Genomic DNA, 16,815 nt, shown 5'->3' with positions numbered 1-16,815 from the left:
GGTGAGGAGGTTCTGGTGTCGGCCCAGCATTCGCAGCCTTTCAATCCAGCTCACGATCGCCCGGTAGATGATACATTTACGCCGTCGTTACCCGGCGCAGTTGATTGGCCAGATCAAACTGGGCCACAGCCAGCAGCGCAGCGTAGTTCGGTTCGGCGAGCACGGCGCAGGTCGCGGCTTGGATGGTGGTGGCTATTGGTGATGCTGCTTACCAGCGTTGGTCTGGTTGCCGGCGCGCTCGTCTATCTGGAACAGAGCTATGCGGGCCGTATTTTGCCCAATGTCAGCGTGCGCGGCGTGCCCGTTGGCAATCTGACCCGTGACGATGCCCGCGCTGCGATCGAGGCGACGTTTGCCCCCTTTCTGGCCCAACCGGTGGTCTTGACGTACAGTGGTCGTTCGTGGACGCCGACCCTTGCTGAGTTGGGGGTGACGCTCGAGATTGACGAAGCGCTGGATGCCGCGTTGACTGTTGGCCGGGGCAATGATCTCTTTACCAATTTGCAACAGATCGGGGCCGTTTGGCAGTATGGGGTTGAGTTGCCGCTCAGGCTTTCGATTGATCAAGAGGCCATGCAGCGTTACTTGCTGGCGCGGGTGGCCGAAGTCGAGCGGCCAGCGGTTGACGCTCGGCTAGTGCTGAATGGCACCACGGTGCAGGTTGAACCAAGCGCGGCTGGCCGCCAGGTGTTGGTGATTGAAACGCTCCACGAGATTCTGGCCGCGATTCAAGATTTAAACCCGGATACGGTAGCCTTGCGCACGCGCGCGCTCGAACCGGCGCTACGCGATGATGCGGCGTTTGTGGCCCAAGATCAAATCGCAGCAATGCTGGCCGGGCCGATTACCCTACTGGTTGATAACCGGTCATTTGTGTGGTCGCTTGATGAATTGGCCCGCATGATCCGGGTCGAGCGAGTGGCCGATCCGGCTGGTGACCGGTTGGTGGTGAGCATCGATCGCGAGATGGTCATGGACAAATTGATCGCGCTCGGTGACTCAACCGAGGTGAAAGGCACCTATCCGCGCTTGAATTGGAATGATGGCCGACTGGAAATTTTCCAAGAGGGCAAACCGGGGCGACGGATTGATGAAGCGCAGGCGCTTGCTGAGGTGTTGGCAGCCTTGACCAAACCGGCTGACCAGCGGACTATAGCAGTCAGCTTCCGCGAGATTCCGCCGCCGATCAGTGCAGCGAACCTCGACCAATTGGGCATTACGACCCTAATCGGGGTTGGGCGGAGCGACTTTACCGGCTCGGCGCCATACCGTGTGACTAATATTCAAGCTGGCATGCGCTTGCTGCACGGTGTGCTTATCGCGCCCGGCGAAGAGTTTTCCTTCAATCAGACCATTGGCCGGATTGATGGCTCAAACGGCTTCGTTGAGGGATACGCGATCATTCAGAATCGCACCCAGTTGGAGTGGGGCGGCGGTATTTGTCAAGATAGCACAACGGTTTTCCGTGCTGCGTTCTGGGCTGGCTTGCCGATCACCGAACGCTGGGGGCATTCGTTTTACATTAACTGGTACGATCGTTACGGCTTTGGTCCTTATGGCGACGGGCCGGGGATGGATGCAACGATCTTTACCGGCGGTCCTGATTTGAAATTCCTCAACGATACCGGTGGCTGGATTTTGATGCAGACGTTGGTGGATACCCAGCGTAATTTGGCTGAAGTCCGGCTTTACGGCCCCGATACCGGCCGGAAGGTGTTGTTGGAAGGGCCAGTGATCACCAACCGCACGCCAGCCCCGACCGAGCCGGTCTATGTGGCAGTGCCTGATCGGCCCGTTGGCCAGCCGCGCCAGAGCGATAAGGCTCGTGGCGGGATGGATATTCTCTTTACCCGGATTGTGCTAGGCCCTGATGGAAAAGAGATCGAACGGCGCGAGTTTGTCACGCGCTTCAAGCCATGGCCTGATATCTTTGAGTATAATCCGGCTGACCTCGGTCCCGATGGCAAGCCGCTGCCAACGCCCACGCCGCCGGCTGAACCGGCACCGGCTGAACCGGCACCGGCTGAACCGGTGCAGGATGCGACGGGGTAAGGTAAGGGCGACGTTGGGGTTGCCCTTACGAAGGGAGATCAATCCCAATCAACGGCAAGACCTCTCCCCATATATTGGCAAAGGCGGGCGCAACGGCTTGCGGCTCGCCAGTGGTATAGCAGCGGAGCATACCACTCCCCTTCGGCAACCCGATTCGTTCGGCGATGCGCGCAGTTTGGGCCGCAACCGCCGGCCCGGTATCGATAATTGTCACTTCTGGCCCGGCGCAGGCGCTGATGAGCGGGGTGAGGGGCGGAAAATGGGTACATCCAAGCACAATCACATCGGCATCGGGTACGGCGGCGAGATGGCCGGCAATAAGTGTACGGGTTTGCTCATCACTGGTGGCGCCGGCTTCCACTTGCTCGACTAAATCGGGGCAAGCTAACGCATAAACTTCAACATCAGCGGCGTAGGCAGTAACGAGTGCGCGGAAGCGATCGCTCGCGAGTGTACCGCTGGTCGCCATCACTGCCACTTTACCGCGGCGAGTAGCTGCTACCGCCGGCTTCACCCCCGGTTCCATGCCCACGACCGGTACCGGCAATTCATGGCGCAGCAATTCAATCGCGGCAGCCGTCGCGGTGTTGCACGCGACCACGACGATGCGCACGCCTTGATCAACCAGCCAACGCCCGCAGGCCAATGCGCGCGCGCGGATCTCGTCAACCGGTCGCGGGCCGTAAGGGCAATAGGCGCTATCAGCAAGGTAGACCAGATCAGCGTGGGGCATACGGTCACGGATGGCGCGCGTGACTGTCAGACCGCCCAATCCGGAATCGAAAATGCCAATCATAACAAGGTTGGGTTATCTGTGTAATAGCGAACAATGTCACCGCAAACAGTTGGTACAGGAATCGCATGGCAGGCGCAGAGCGCCGCTCTGTCCGCTCTGTAGAGAGAGGAGCGACAGGCAGAGCGCCGCTCTGCTCCTGCTATGGCCGGCACGCGGCAATAAAATCGGCGAACAGCGCCTGCCAGCGCGGTTCGCTGCTATCCCAGAGATGTTCGGGGTGGCATTGCACGGCCAACAGGTAGTGATCGCCGGTTGTCTCAACCGCCTCGATAATACCATCGGGAGCGTAAGCTACTGGGCGCAGGCCGGGGGCGAGCGTTTTAATCGCCTGATGGTGCATCGTGTTGCACCCGATCTGTTCAACCGACAAGACCGTCGCTAACCTTGAACCGGTGGTGATTGTCAGCGGATGGGTCAGGTCCGTCCAAGCGCGGGTGCGGGTATTGGCGCGATGGTCAATAGTCGTCTCGAATTGGGCAGGAATATCCTGATAGAGCGACCCGCCAAGGGCGACGTTTATCACCTGCAACCCGCGACAAATACCGAGCAGCGGTTTGCCATCAGCGGCAGCCCAGCGTGCTAATGCTATCTCAACTGCATCGCGTTGCGGATCGACCGGGCCGAGCTGTGGATGCGGCGCTTCGCCGTAATAGGCTGGATCGACATCACCACCACCGGGCAAGAGGATACCGGCGCACAGGTCATACAGCACGCGCACGGCGCTGAGATCATCGGTCAAGGAGATGATCAGCGGGATACCGCCGGCAGCTTCGATGGCGCGCAGGTAGGTAGGCCGCACTGCTTGCAATTTGCGGCCATCGGCGCTGGCGCCGCTGTGCATAACCGTGATACCGATTAGGGGACGAGCGTGATCAGTCATAGTAGGTTCAATATTACGGTAGGCTAAGCGGCACGGCTCTGGCGGCGTGTGTCGCGGCAACTCTGGATAAACGCGGCAAAAAGACCTTGCCAACGAGGATCGGCTACCTCCTGCAACGCTTCAGGATGGCATTGGACGCCCACAATAAAGGTGTGATCCTCGCTTTCGAGCGCTTCGATCACGCCATCGGGCGCCCATGCCACGGCGCGCAAGCCGGGAGCCACGCGGCGTACCGCTTGGTGATGCAACGAATTGATCATGAGGTCAGTCGTGCCAAGGGAGCGGGCCAAGCGCGAGTCGGGCGCGATGGTGATCGGATGGGCAAGGAACGTCCAATCTTCGCGAGCATAAGAAGCGTTATGATCGATCGGCGAGCCAAGCTGAGAGGGAATATCTTGGTAAAGCGAGCCGCCGAGAGCGACATTAATCATCTGCACGCCGCGGCAAATGCCGAGCAGCGGTTTGCCGTCGGCGGCAGCCCAGCGGGCAAGGCGCAATTCGGCCATATCGCGCGGCGGGTCAATCATGCCAAGGCGCTCGTGGGGTTGATCGCCGTAGTGGCTGGGTGAAATATCGCCGCCGCCGGCGAGCACTAAGCCGTCGAGCTGGTCGTAAATCGCGCGCAGCGCAGGAGCGTCGAGCAGGGGCGGGATCAGCAGCGGCGCGCCGCCGGCCCGCAGCACAGCGTCAACATAAGTTTGGCGATGGCCATATGAAGGCGGACACCAATCGCGGTCGCGGAAGGTGCCGCAGGAGATTCCGATCAGAGGCGTCATGCGCGCTTCCTCCATGGTCGGTAATGCCGATATTATGAGTGCGCATTATAACATACTATCCTAGCGAATCATCAGTCGCGGGAATGATTGCACGGGAGTACTTAGCGTCGTGAGGCGGTGTACCCGTATGTTATGCTAAAGGTTATCCGCGTTCGGTCGCAACTGGCAGGGCGATGGAGAAGGTACTGCCTTCGCCGACGATGCTATCAACCCAGATTCGCCCGCCGAGCAATTCGACCAGCGGCTTCACGATCGACAAACCGAGGCCGGTGCCGCCCGCTTCAACCTTGAGCGGATTATCGGTGCGGAAGAAGCGGTCGAAGATGCGGGGCAAATCTTCGGGCCGAATACCAACGCCGGTATCGCTTATGCTGAGCAGCAGATAGCGGCGACTATCGCTCAACGTGCTGCGCACCGGTTCGGGCAGATCGACATTGAGGGTCTCGCGAGCGGCAATCGTAATTTTGCCGCCGGGCGGAGTATACTTAATCGCGTTGAGCAGCACGTGATAGAGGATCTGGTGCAAGCGCATCGCATCAGCCCGGATCAACGGCAGGCCGGGCGGGATCGAGATCGTCAATTGATGCCGGCGTTGAGCGATTTGTGGTTGCAGTTCGGCGATCACGCCGCTGAGGGCCTCGGCGAGATGGAGCGAGCGCCATTCGAGATCAATGCTGCCTGACTCGATCTTGGTAATTTCGAGCACATCGTTAATGAGATTAATCATGCGCTCAGTATTGCTGTAGATGGTATTGACGAACTCACGCTGGGTATCGTTCAATTGCCCCAACCCCCCCATCGCCAGCAATTGGGTAAAACCCTTGATCGCAGTCATCGGGGTACGCAACTCATGCGACATGGTGCCGATAAACTCATTCTTCATGCGATCGGCTTCCACTTCGCGGGTAATATCGCGCAACACCAACAAGGCACCGAGCAATTCACCGTCGTCTTCGTTGACATCTTCTTTGAGCACAGGGCTAAGAGAAACATTGATCGTGCGACCACTGATCACGGCTGTGGTCGAAAATGTACGTGCTTCACCGGTAACGCTAAGCGGACGGCGGAGTAGATCATCGAGCGGCAATTCGGCAGCATGGTTGCTCAGATGCCGCTGAATGATATCGTGGAGATTCCAGAGTACGAGTTCTTCGGCAGGGCGGTGCAAAATGCGGCTTGCGGCCTGATTGACGCTCAACACACTACCGTAGAGATCGCAAACGATCACACCGTCAAGCAGACTTTGCAAAATGGCAGCAATTTGGCTCGTCTCTTTCTGTTGGCGATCGAGCAATTCGTAGCGCCGTTCGGCTTCAGCGCTAATCATGCGGAACAGATTCGCATTATTGATGCCAATCGCGATTGCACCGGCACAGGCATTGAGCAGGCGGACATGGCCTTCGTGGAAGAAATGGGTGCGCGAATGCGAAAGGGTCATGACCCCGATCACCTCGCCTTGCACAAAGAGCGGCACCGAGATCATCGAACCTTCGCGCTTGCGGGTGCTGCCGGGGATCGACACCCAACGCTCATCTTGCGCAACATCATTGACCAACACGGTTTGGCCGTGCTGGGCCGCCCAACCGGCGATGCCTTGGCCAATTGCAAAGCGGATCATATTTTCAGGCGTGACCTTCTTGCCTAAAATCGCTCGGGTCACGAGGAGACTAGGGTTATCTTCCTCGGCGAGCAAGATTGAGGCATGCTCAGCTTGAATAATCCGCGCCAGCATCTCAAGCGAGTTGTTAAGAATCTGATCGAGATCAAGCGTCTGATTGACCTGTGAGGCGATGGCATGCAGGGTGGCGAGCCGATCTTTCTCTTCTTCCAACTCGCGGGTGCGTTCAATCACCCGTTGTTCGAGTTCTGCGTTAAGGGAACGAATCGTATGATACAGGTCTGCATTTTGCAAAGCAATCGTCGCTTGGCTGACGATGCTCTGGGCTAGATCTTGCATAAAGCGAAGATCGAGCGGATTATTGCGCTCTTGCAGCGTCACGGCGCCAATCAGACGTTCACCGCCGATCATAGGGATGATCATCACGCTGCACCCGGCAATCAGCCAGTCGTGGTCGGGATCAACCGGAGCTACCGGCCAAAAGGTGCCGCCAGCGCAGGTAAATGCCGTCTGAATAACAGGGTTCGTAGGCGGCAAGCGATAACCGGACGATGGGCCGTCGACACTGCCCCGGCTGGCGGTGACGCGAAGCTGGTGGTTGGAATCTGTCAACCAGACCGCAACGTGGTGGGTGTCGGTAAGGCGATGCAAACTATCAATCACAATTTCCAGCAGCTCATTGCGGTCGAGGGTTGCTGAAAGGCGTTGCGAAATATCATTGAGCGCCTTCAGTTGCAGCGCGCGTTGATCGGCTGCTGCCGAGGCGGCATCAAGACTAGCAGCAATAAATTCGCGCTCGTGGATCAACTGGTTGGTGTGTTCGGCCCAAATATCAACTAACGTCGCAATAACCTGATCGAACAATTCAGCCAACGTATCGATCAGGGCGACATCAGGTGTATCGTGGAGCAAAGCAGCGCGGGTTGCGCGATGCATCTGATTGATATTGCGCACCAGTGCGGGCAGATCGGCGCCGGATTCAGCAGTGGCCAATTCGCTTAACAGCTCACGTAGCGGTTGATCGTCACCGTTAGCCGCAGCAGCTAGTGCGAGCGCGAAGCGTTGCAGATCGAGCTGAGCTTGGGTCGCCACCGATCCCGTGGTTGTGTCGCGCAAATCATTCCACTGTTGCAGCAGGGTGGCCTGCTGGGTTTGCAGCCAATGGCTCAACACAGGCTTCATACAGGCGATCGGCGGCTTTCTTTATTCACTACGCACGACTACGACCGTCGCGTCATCGTTATCTTTGCCGAAGCGAGCTAAAATCTCATCAGCAATCTGCTGGGGCGAACGGCGCAGATCGGGCGGCGGTTCAGTCGTGAACCGGCTCGAAATACCGTCACTGTATAAAACGAAGGTATCGCCAGAATTGTAGGTATAGGCAAGGCGCAAGAGTTGCGGTAACCGATACCCGACGATGCCATTTTTCGAGATCGGTTTGATGAGCAGATCGCTATACACTTGCGCGCCGATATTGCCAACGCCGACGAACTCAGCAGTGCGTGCCCGGGCATCAAGGCGAAGCAAGGCCATCACTGCGCCGCGGCTGCCGACGAGCGCGCGGTCGGCGCGGCGCATCAAGTCTGTCAGATCGGCAGCCGGATCGCTTTCGAGGATGGCAACCGCACGGCGGGCGGCTTCGGCTGCGGCATCACCACCGCCGAGACCATCAATCACCGCGGCCAACAAATGATCATCATCGTATGGCAATGCTAGGTAGGCATCACCACTGACACTCTGGCCAAACTTGGGCCGTAGCGCCGCTCCCCACACAAGCTTCATACTGCCTCGTTATCTGCGGATAGTACGCCACTTCACGGCGCGCACCGTCGTTCCCACGCCGGGGATGGAATGAATATGGAACTCATCCATCAGCCGGCGCACACCGGGTAAACCGGCGCCAAGCGAATGAGTTGTGCTGTACCCATCGCGCAGAGCTAATTCGACATCAGGAATGCCGGGGCCACAATCGCGGGCTTCAATAGCCAAACCAGCCATGCCCTCTGGATGATGAACGGGGCTAATTTCGATCTCGCCACCACCCGCATGCCGGATCAGATTATGGCCCAATTCAAGGATACAGATCTCAATGCGCGTGCGATCCGTTTCAGCAAACTGCAATTCACCGGCCAACCGGCGACCGGTGCTAAGAGCGACATAAATATCGGCTTCACGCTGAATGCGTACAATGGTCGCTTCCATACCTTGTATTATACCTGAAGGGGATTAGCGAAGTGCGACCGTTCGGCTAGTTTGAACGGCGCGGCAAGCGCAATTCAGCGCTATCAATTACGATTGTCACCGGGCCATCATTAATCAGCGCCACATGCATCATTGCGCCAAAGACGCCGGTGGCGACGGGGATGGCACGGGCACGGAGCGCATCGGCGAAGGCGTCAACCAGCGGCTCAGCGATCTCAGGGCGCGCGGCGGCAGTAAAGCTAGGGCGGCGGCCTTTGCGGGTGTCAGCATAGAGCGTAAATTGCGAGACCACCAACGCAGCGCCGCCAACGTCGATCAATGAGAGGTTGAATTTGCCTTCGTGGTCGCCGAAAATGCGGAGGTGGGCGATCTTCTCGGCCAGCAGATCAACATCGGCAAGAGTGTCGGTTTGGGTAACACCAAGCAAAATCAACAAGCCGTGGCCAATGGCGCCAACGACCGACCCGTTGACGGTGACGGACGCTTCGCTGACACGCTGAATCACTGCTCGCATTACGCCTCCTCGACTGGAATGGCAAAGATCAAGCGACCGGTTTGGGTCTGGTGAATGCGAGTCACGACTACTTCAATGGTTTGCCCGATGAGATGGCGGGCGTTCTCGACGATCACTGGCGTGCCGTCATCGAGATACCCCACGCCTTGTTGGCGGGTATTCCCTTCGTTGCGGATCAAAATGTGCAACCGCTGATCCTGCATTACCGGCGGGCGCAGGGCATCGCTGAGCTGATTGATGCTGAGCACGGTAATGCCCTGTAACCCAGCGACCCGATTGAGATTGTAATCATTGGTAATGATCGGGCAATGATGCTGGCGAGCTAGTTCGATCAGTTTATCATCAACCCGCAACACATCCGGTAGATCGTGATTGAGAATCTCGATCGGTAACGGTGACGACTGTTGCATCTGATTGAGCAGTTCGAGGCCGCGCCGGCCCTTTTGGCGGCGCAAATCATCGTTTGAATCGGCCAGCATTTGCAATTCAGCCAGCACAAAGGAAGGGATAAGCAGTGTTCCTTCCATAAAACCGGTGCGGACAACAGCCGCGATCCGGCCATCGATAATGGCGCTCGTATCGATCAAATAGCGGCGACCGCTTGCAGGCGCGGGGGATGACTCGCCGGTTGGCGGAGAAGGTTGTGCAAGTTGCGCGCGTTGTTGGCGCCACAGGTTAATCAATTCGATCAGATCGCGTTTACGCAGATACAAGATCGATGCGCTAAAGTAGACCAAAATAGCCGTCGCAATAATTGGGAGCAGATTGCCGTAGGGCGCCGGCAGCATCGCTAGCGGCACCGTGAGCAGCACGCCGGCAACGAGACCGATGAGGATCCCAATTGCCGCTAACATCACATCGCTGAGCGGGATGATCCGTGCCTGCCGAAAGAGCGAGTGTAACGGATCGACAATCAAGCGTGGTGCAAGGATGAGACCGAGGCCGCCGCCAGCGAGCATGAGTAACGCTGTGGCAAGGACTTGATCAGGCGTCGGATTTGGCCCTGATAGGGAACGACCTAGCCATAAGCCGAGATAAGCCATCCAGCCAAAGCCGATGAGGCGCACGATAAAATCGAGACCTAGTCTCATGTCTCACCCTTATTCGATGTCAGACGGTGATGATCGCACATTGCGGGTGAGGAGTTCAACTGCTTCCGCCAGCGAACGCACCGGCGTAACGGTCAAGTTGGGTGGCGTTTCGGGGGTCGTATGGGCCGGGATCACCGCTTGGCGAAATCCCAACTTTGCCGCTTCGCTCAAGCGCCGGTCGAGCTGGCTTACGCTGCGCAATTCGCCCGACAGGCCAATTTCGCCGAGGCAGACCACATCAGGCGCGATGCGCTGATTGCGGTAGGATGAAGCAATAGCTAGTGCGACGGCCAGATCAACGGCCGGCTCGCCGATGCGCAACCCGCCTACGATATTAACGTACAAGTCTTGATTAAACAGGGGCAATCCAACCCGTTTCGACAGCACCGCGGTCAGCATCAACAACCGGTTGAGGTCAAACCCGTTGGTGGTGCGGCGCGGTTGGGCGTTACCGGTATGCGAAGTGAGGGCCTGCACTTCAACCAGCAGTGGGCGGGTGCCTTCGAGAGTCACGGCGACGGTCGAACCGGGGCTGTGGGTGTTGCGTTCGGCAAGGAAGACCTGTGACGGATTCCGCACTTCACGCAACCCGTCGCCAGCCATTTCAAACACGCCGACTTCGTTAGTGCTGCCGAAGCGGTTTTTCACCCCGCGCAGCAGGCGAAACTGGTGAAAGCGGTCACCCTCGAGGTAAAGCACCACATCGACAATATGTTCGAGCACACGGGGGCCAGCGATAGCGCCTTCTTTGGTGACGTGACCGACCAGCACGATCGGGATAGCCGTTTCTTTGGCCAATTGCATTAGCCGGAGCGCACCCTCGCGCACTTGAGAGACGCTGCCGGCGGCGCTGGTTAATTCGGGCAGATAGACCGTCTGGATCGAATCGACGATGACCAAACGCGGGTGCAGGTGGCGAATGTGCTCGATAATCAGGTCAAGCGATGTTTCAGCGAGCACAAACAGATCATCAGCGGTGAGGCCAAGCCGTTCGGCGCGCAAACGGATCTGTTGGGCCGACTCTTCGGCGCTGACGTAGAGGGCCGGGCCAACGCTAGCGGCAAAATGAGCTGCCACTTGGCCGAGCAACGTTGATTTGCCGACGCCGGGATCGCCGCCGATCAGTACCACGGAACCGGGGACGAGGCCGCCGCCAAGCACGCGGGAAAATTCCTCGGCATAGACCGGCAGCCGCTGGAAATCGGCCAGCGGCACATCGCGCAAGCGGACTGGCTGGTTTGGGCTGAGCGCGGCAGGCCGGCTGGCGCTGGAGGTGCGGGCAGGAGCAATGAGTTGCTCGACTAAACTATCCCATGCACCACACTCAGGACATTTCCCCATCCAGCGGCTCTGTTGGGCGCCACATTGTTGGCAGACGAAAAGAGTGCGTGTTTTTGCCATAGCTGCATTATACCACTGCCACCGTAGCCGATGAATTGTGGAGTCTTTGAAAGAATAATTGTTAACTAAAATTGATAGTAGGTATATGGTAATATAAACACTATCTGATAATCTATAAACGAGTAGGTAAACAGTACTAATGGCGTCTAGGAAGTGCTGGCAGTTGCAAAGCCGAATTGCAGCCTTCTATACTCGCCGTACATTTTCTTGATTCATTGCGAAGGTTTTAGTCATGGTAGCCGGTATTGCTTTACTTGTAGAAGGTAATCCATATCGTCGTAGTGTGTTGATGAGAGCATTGAATGCCTATCATTGGGCAGTTATCGCTGTCGGTGATATGAGCGCCGCCTATAACTGTCGCGCACAGGCGGTCTTTGATGTGTTGATATTAAGCTTTGACTTTTTATTCTTGTTCAATACTGGTACAGTGGTTGATATTTTGATGCAGAATGTAAACTCTTTAGTGGTTTTATACGGTGCAAATTTTAATGTTTTAACTGTTCATTCGGGCGCTGCTGAAAATAACACGCGGTTACGGGCATTATTAAGCGTCCAGCATGCGCTTCATCAGGCGAGGAGGCGTTATCGACGAGTGCCATTCGTAATCAACCGCCGGCGCATACGGAAGCCAACAACGCTTGTATCACCGGTTTCACCATCAATACTGGTTGATACAAATCACCGTCAAGTCATTATCGAAGGACGGTTGATCAAATTGAGTGTAGGTGAAATGAAGTTATTGCAGCATCTTATTCAATCGCCGCAACAGATGGCTTCATTCAAAGAGTTAGCAGGCGCGCTCTACGAACAAGATTTCTCTCAGGCAGAGGCGCGTGAATTACTCAAAATGCGGATTCACCGGCTACGCCAGAAGATTGAACGAGAACTAGACTTACCGAGGATTATTTGTAGTATCCGTGGATATGGCTTTATGCTCTGTTCCGCAGTGACGCTCATCCAAGAAACGAATGCCCAGATGATCCCCGCTGTGGCTTTACCAATAGGCGGCGAGCAACTATTGGGGCTGGCCATTGGGCAGGCGGTAGCCGGCACATGCTGCCAACAACCAGAATGCGATGGCTATGTCGGGCCAAAAGTAGAAGGCGTCGACCAATCCATGTATCAGCGCACCGGCTATCGTAGCAGCAGCGCCGATCGCCACGGCAGACGTTGGTTGCGCCGATGGCGTGCGCACGATGCGCCATGTTACCCAGCCCAAGCCGAGCAGCAACAATGGCCCGCCGCGTAGCCACAGATCGAGGATCACGTTGTGGGGATGGGCCGTGTAGATTTCATTGGTGTCGCGGAGTGCCGGATCGATATACCGCTGATAGACAATCAGAAACTGATCGAGGCCGATACCGAGCGGGTGATCGACGAGCATCGCTAGCGCTGCGCGCCACGTCGCTACTCTGATGGCACTGCTCCCGGTGAGTAAGCTCAGCCGCTCGATGCCGAGCACAGTGATTGCGATGGCGATCAACGTCACAGCCACGCCGCCACCGATGAGTAGTAGTCGGCGATAGCGGGGAGTGACGGTGAAGAAGAGCAAAACGCCAGCGGCGGCTAGCGCGCCGAGGTATGCTCCGCGCGAAAATGAGACTCCTAAGGCTGCTAATGCCAACCCTGCACACACCGCAAACGCAAGAGCGATGCTACGGCGTTGTGCTTGCCACGCGGCCCAAGCCAGCGCTGCTGCCAACGGCCAGACCCGCCCCATCGCTAGCCCTAGATTGTTAGGATGGCCGTAGACGCCGGTTACTCGCACGACGCCTTCCGTTACGACTAAATCTTCACCATGCCCGCTCTTAACGCCAAACAGCGGCACGAGGTTGAAGCCGCCAGCTTGAGCTAACGCCACGATGGCCGAGACAGCGCCAGCAACCAACCAACCGATCAGCGTTGGCATCAGCGTGGGGCGACCTTGCCGCTCGTGCCACCACAGGAGAGCAGCGAACAGCAGCGGCTCGACGATCATCCAGCGTAGCTCACGCAAGGCCGGGCCACGCGCTTCGGCGATCAATACGCCCCAGATGCCGCCAAGCAAAACCAATGCAGGGGGGGCGAGGGCGATCACTGTCGAGGCGTGCAAGCGCAACGATTGCGGTAGCCATCGCCAGTCACGGATCAGAGTTGCGCAGGCGGCAATCAGCAACACTACCTCGTGCAATGGTAGGTAAATGCCGCTCTCGCGAATGCCGAAGCGAGCATCGAACAAGCCTTTGGGTAAAAAATAGAGCGGCACAGTAATCGCAACCAAACGGACAGCGAGATCAGGCCGGGCGATGGCAAGGCCGATAAAGGGCAACAGCCCGAACAGTGTCAGCGGCAGTTGGGCCGAGGCGCGATAGGCGATAGCAAGTGTGATGCCTTGGAGAGTGAAGATGACCCACTCGCGAGAACGAGCATCCCATTGGTACCAACGTTGCAGCAGATAATCGAGCAACGACAGCGCGGTACGCATCGTCAAGGCGCCGACTGCTGCTAGTAAAATCACAAGCGCTAATGGCCCATAATCACCGAGCGTCCGCCATGGCAAACGACGCGCCACCACAAATTCAGATGGTGGCACACCGCCGTGTAGGTCGAGGGTATGCACGGCATCAGGCAGACCGCGCAGCGCGTTGTCGTTCAGCGTCACAGGTGCGCCATCGAGCAACGCAGTCGCCGGTGTGCCGCCGCGCAACACGATCTCGGTACCGGCAAACCGCACTTGCCAACCATCGGCCGTGCTCATTACGGCAGGGTGATCCCAGCGATGCACGCCGACGTGGGCAATTGGCGGAGATGTGACATAATCGCGTAGAATGTCATACGAAGGCAACGGCTGCCAATCGCGACCGACCAGCGCAAAGTACGGGGTGGGATCATCAGGATGTGGCTCGGCATAGCCACCGTAGCGCAGCATCCACACATTCATCACGCCCATCCATGGCCACTCGTGGCGGGCGCGCTCGATCTGCGCTGCCAAATACGTCCCCTTGGTCACTTCATCGACTGGCGGCCCCCAAACGAATCGGCGTTCAGGCGGGATGGTATCCGGTGCAGCATTGTAGCCAAACTCAGTCACCCAGACCGGCGTCGCCAGATCGCCGTGGCGCTCCATCACCTCGCGCAGCAGCACCACCCGACTCACATCGTTGCGAGTATCGATTGGCCGATCCCAACGCCAATTATCGCGCCCGCGCAAAAAGACGTAGCGATGCTCGGTGGGCGGCTGGCCGAGGCCGTAGTTCTGGGCCGACATAATATCGAAATAGGCAGCACCGCCGAGGGAGTACATCGCATCGAGAAACTCCAGCTCGGTCATCGGCGCACGCGGATCAAGACCATCGGTCGGCGCCAAGCCGGGGAAGAGCACCACCGCATCGGGATTAGCCCGCTTCACCGCTTCATAGCCCACGCGCAGCAAGGCGAGAAAATCGGCCGGCTTCGGGTCTTGCCATCCCCATTCATTCTTTAGGTTCGGTTCGTTCCAAATCTGGAAAAAGCGCACCTGACCGCGATAGCGTTCAGCTAATACGGCGAGAAAACGGCCATAATCGGCCAAATCATCGGGCGGCGCCATCGAATTGCCATCAATCGCCAAGCCGGCCTGAAATTCCGGTGTCGTACAGCCACGTTCGCACGCCCACAGCGGTGGTCGGTCAACCCGCATAATCAATTCAATTCCATGCGCTACTGCCGCAGCGACGATGCGGTCATATTTTGCCCAACTCGAAATCTCGCCAATCGTTGCGACATTTCGCCGGTCGCGAAAATCACCCCGGCCGTGGATCTCGATGTCATCCCATGGCACTTGCATGCGAGCGTAACGCGCGCCGAGATCGCGGGCAAGCGCGAAGGTACGGTCAACCGCGTCTGGGTCAGGCTCGAGATGGAGATTGAACACATTGACGCCAAGCGCCGGACCATCACTGTAAGGGAAGGGCTGATTAATCGGCGAGCGCTCGGCTATGCCACGGAAAGCGGCGTTGTCGAGCCAGACCGCAACGCCAAGCGTGGCGATTAGCAGCGCATTGAGGAAGGCGAGCGATAGCAAGCGGATCAGCGTATTGCGCATAACGCTGAGAGTATAGACCGGTGGCGTGGTGGTGTCAAGGGAGGCTGCTGTTCCTGCTTCTCTGCTGAGGGGGTGACGTTGCGCTGAAGGGGGAGATTGCTTCGGTCGGGTGGCACCAGCTCCGCTGGATGCCGCCACTCCCTCGCAATGACGTAGGGGCTGTGCATTCAGCAAATAAGGTTCGTGAGAAGCACTACATCTTTAGAGGAAAGACGCTCTCTTACGGCGACCACCTTGGCAAGCCGCGGGTAGTGGCGGTACGTTCGATGATTTCTTCGAGGCCGGCGAAAGCGAGATACGGCCAATCTGGACGATTGGGGTCACAGTTTAAAGCGCGGCGAATCTGGATCGCGAAGCGTGGCTGGAACTCACTGATCTGTGCGTAGTGCTGCCAGTAATCGATAATCACATCTTTTCGTTTGATAAGGAGCGAGCGAGCTGGAAGCGCATTGCTCTTTGCCAGATTCACTTGCGGGAGGGCAGGGAGCAGATTCCACAGGTCGTTATTTCCCCAAACGGCATACGGAATCATATGATCGATGGCATAATCATGTCGCAACGGCTTGCCTGTCCAGACGCATTGTAAGTTTTGGCTGTTGTTTAATGCCTGCCGCACTTCAGATGTATCACGTTCATCTTGGGGTGATGCCATCAAAAGAGCAAGATAACGTCCGGGGTTGGCAGTGCGATTGATTTCATCGGTGAGCCGTGCCCAGCGCACAATGATGCTATCTTCAATCCAGTGTTCAAACCGGCAAATATCGAGCCAGATATCGGTGGGAACGCCTACCCAGCCGAAAGTTTCGCGATTGCCGGGGCGATAGGTGAAAAGAGGAGCGTTAATACTACCAGCATGAACCACCGGGCCTTTGCGAATGGTTTGAGCAATCAACTTGAGCACACTATCGTATCGGTGCGGATTCTCTTCGAGATCACGCAAGATATTGTAGAGGCTACTTGGGCCACCGGCGTCTTTTGCTAATTTAGCGATGGCTGACCGAAAGGCGATAGTGATTGGTTTCGGCGTGTTCGAATACTCACCGCGAATCTGGGCAATATGTTCGGAGGCGGTCACAATCGGCCAATAGAAGATAAGCCATTGGATTGCAATTGCGCGCAGGGGAACGTAAACCCGATCAGCACCCCATTCAACCGGATTGACCGCGTTGCGGGCAATCGCGCAAAGAGCGCGCAGCAGAGCGAGCTTGTAGGTGGCCGTCTTGCGATCATGGGCGAGAACGGCCTCAATGCGTTCGAGACCACGAGCGGTATCGCGTTCGCTCCTCTCCCCCACCACATTCACCCACCGAATGCCCGGTCGGGTCTGATCGGGTATCTCTGCTACCAACAACACCCGGATACCGACCGACTCGAGCAGCAAGGTGAGGCGAGCCGATGGGATGGCGGTGTAGAGCCGGCCAT

General features: G+C 57.4%; 12 protein-coding genes and 1 pseudogene. 2 read left to right on the top strand and 11 right to left on the bottom strand.

Annotated elements, in window-relative coordinates; genetic code table 11:
- Window positions 1–15 precede the first annotated feature (15 nt).
- A complete protein-coding gene (locus Q1A00_RS08160) occupies window positions 16–2,052 on the top strand; it encodes a peptidoglycan binding domain-containing protein (protein WP_299756170.1) in 2,037 nt (678 codons plus the stop codon).
- Window positions 2,053–2,077: 25 nt separating this feature from the next.
- On the opposite strand, the gene murI is transcribed toward Q1A00_RS08160, so the two are convergent.
- The 9 genes from murI to radA all read right to left on the bottom strand — a co-directional run bounded on the left by murI (window position 2,078) and on the right by radA (window position 11,330).
- On the bottom strand, window positions 2,078–2,848 hold the full coding sequence (gene murI / locus Q1A00_RS08155) for a glutamate racemase (protein WP_298407259.1): 771 nt from the start codon (window positions 2,846–2,848) through the stop codon (window positions 2,078–2,080).
- A gap of 139 nt (window positions 2,849–2,987) precedes the next feature.
- Entirely contained in the window at window positions 2,988–3,728 is a 741-nt protein-coding gene (locus tag Q1A00_RS08150) for a gamma-glutamyl-gamma-aminobutyrate hydrolase family protein (RefSeq protein ID WP_299756165.1), read from the bottom strand.
- 23 nt (window positions 3,729–3,751) lie between these two features.
- Window positions 3,752–4,504, bottom strand: coding sequence for a gamma-glutamyl-gamma-aminobutyrate hydrolase family protein (locus Q1A00_RS08145; RefSeq protein WP_298407265.1), 753 nt, complete (start codon window positions 4,502–4,504; stop codon window positions 3,752–3,754).
- A gap of 142 nt (window positions 4,505–4,646) precedes the next feature.
- Window positions 4,647–7,304 carry a GAF domain-containing protein gene (locus Q1A00_RS08140; protein ID WP_298407268.1) on the bottom strand — a complete coding sequence of 886 codons (2,658 nt, stop codon included), beginning with the start codon at window positions 7,302–7,304 and terminating at the stop codon, window positions 4,647–4,649.
- Window positions 7,305–7,325: 21 nt separating this feature from the next.
- The gene (locus Q1A00_RS08135) at window positions 7,326–7,904 is read right to left on the bottom strand and encodes a SpoIIE family protein phosphatase (protein WP_298407271.1); all 579 of its coding nucleotides are present in this window, start codon (window positions 7,902–7,904) and stop codon (window positions 7,326–7,328) included.
- Window positions 7,905–7,913: 9 nt separating this feature from the next.
- Window positions 7,914–8,324: an anti-sigma regulatory factor gene (locus tag Q1A00_RS08130; protein ID WP_298407274.1), complete on the bottom strand. Its 411-nt coding sequence runs from the start codon at window positions 8,322–8,324 to the stop codon at window positions 7,914–7,916.
- Window positions 8,325–8,370: 46 nt separating this feature from the next.
- Entirely contained in the window at window positions 8,371–8,838 is a 468-nt protein-coding gene (gene dtd, locus Q1A00_RS08125) for a D-aminoacyl-tRNA deacylase (protein WP_298407276.1), read from the bottom strand.
- Window positions 8,838–9,929 (bottom strand): PIN domain-containing protein, encoded by a 1,092-nt coding sequence (locus Q1A00_RS08120; RefSeq protein WP_298407280.1) that lies wholly within the window; start codon window positions 9,927–9,929, stop codon window positions 8,838–8,840. The genes dtd and Q1A00_RS08120 overlap by 1 nt, the downstream gene beginning before the upstream one ends.
- A 9-nt stretch (window positions 9,930–9,938) precedes the next feature.
- Complete coding sequence (gene radA / locus Q1A00_RS08115) at window positions 9,939–11,330, bottom strand: DNA repair protein RadA (protein WP_298407283.1); 1,392 nt, start codon at window positions 11,328–11,330, stop codon at window positions 9,939–9,941.
- 232 nt (window positions 11,331–11,562) lie between these two features.
- Here radA and Q1A00_RS08110 point away from each other — a divergent pair.
- Window positions 11,563–12,255 (top strand): annotated as a pseudogene (locus tag Q1A00_RS08110) (winged helix-turn-helix domain-containing protein); the annotation flags it as partial.
- Window positions 12,256–12,345: 90 nt separating this feature from the next.
- On the opposite strand, the gene Q1A00_RS08105 reads toward Q1A00_RS08110, so the two are convergent.
- Together Q1A00_RS08105 and Q1A00_RS08100 are read right to left on the bottom strand one after the other, a co-directional pair.
- On the bottom strand, window positions 12,346–15,393 hold the full coding sequence (locus Q1A00_RS08105; RefSeq protein WP_299756158.1) for an O-antigen ligase family protein: 3,048 nt from the start codon (window positions 15,391–15,393) through the stop codon (window positions 12,346–12,348).
- A 220-nt stretch (window positions 15,394–15,613) separates the two neighbouring features.
- Window positions 15,614–16,815, bottom strand: a 1,202-nt coding sequence (locus Q1A00_RS08100) for an HNH endonuclease domain-containing protein (protein WP_299756156.1), incomplete at its 5' end; no start/stop codon positions are given.

It is taken from the genome of uncultured Chloroflexus sp., from assembly GCF_938091255.1.
In the GTDB taxonomy this organism is placed as follows: domain Bacteria; phylum Chloroflexota; class Chloroflexia; order Chloroflexales; family Chloroflexaceae; genus Chloroflexus.
This window is presented reverse-complemented; position numbering and strand designations above follow the sequence as displayed.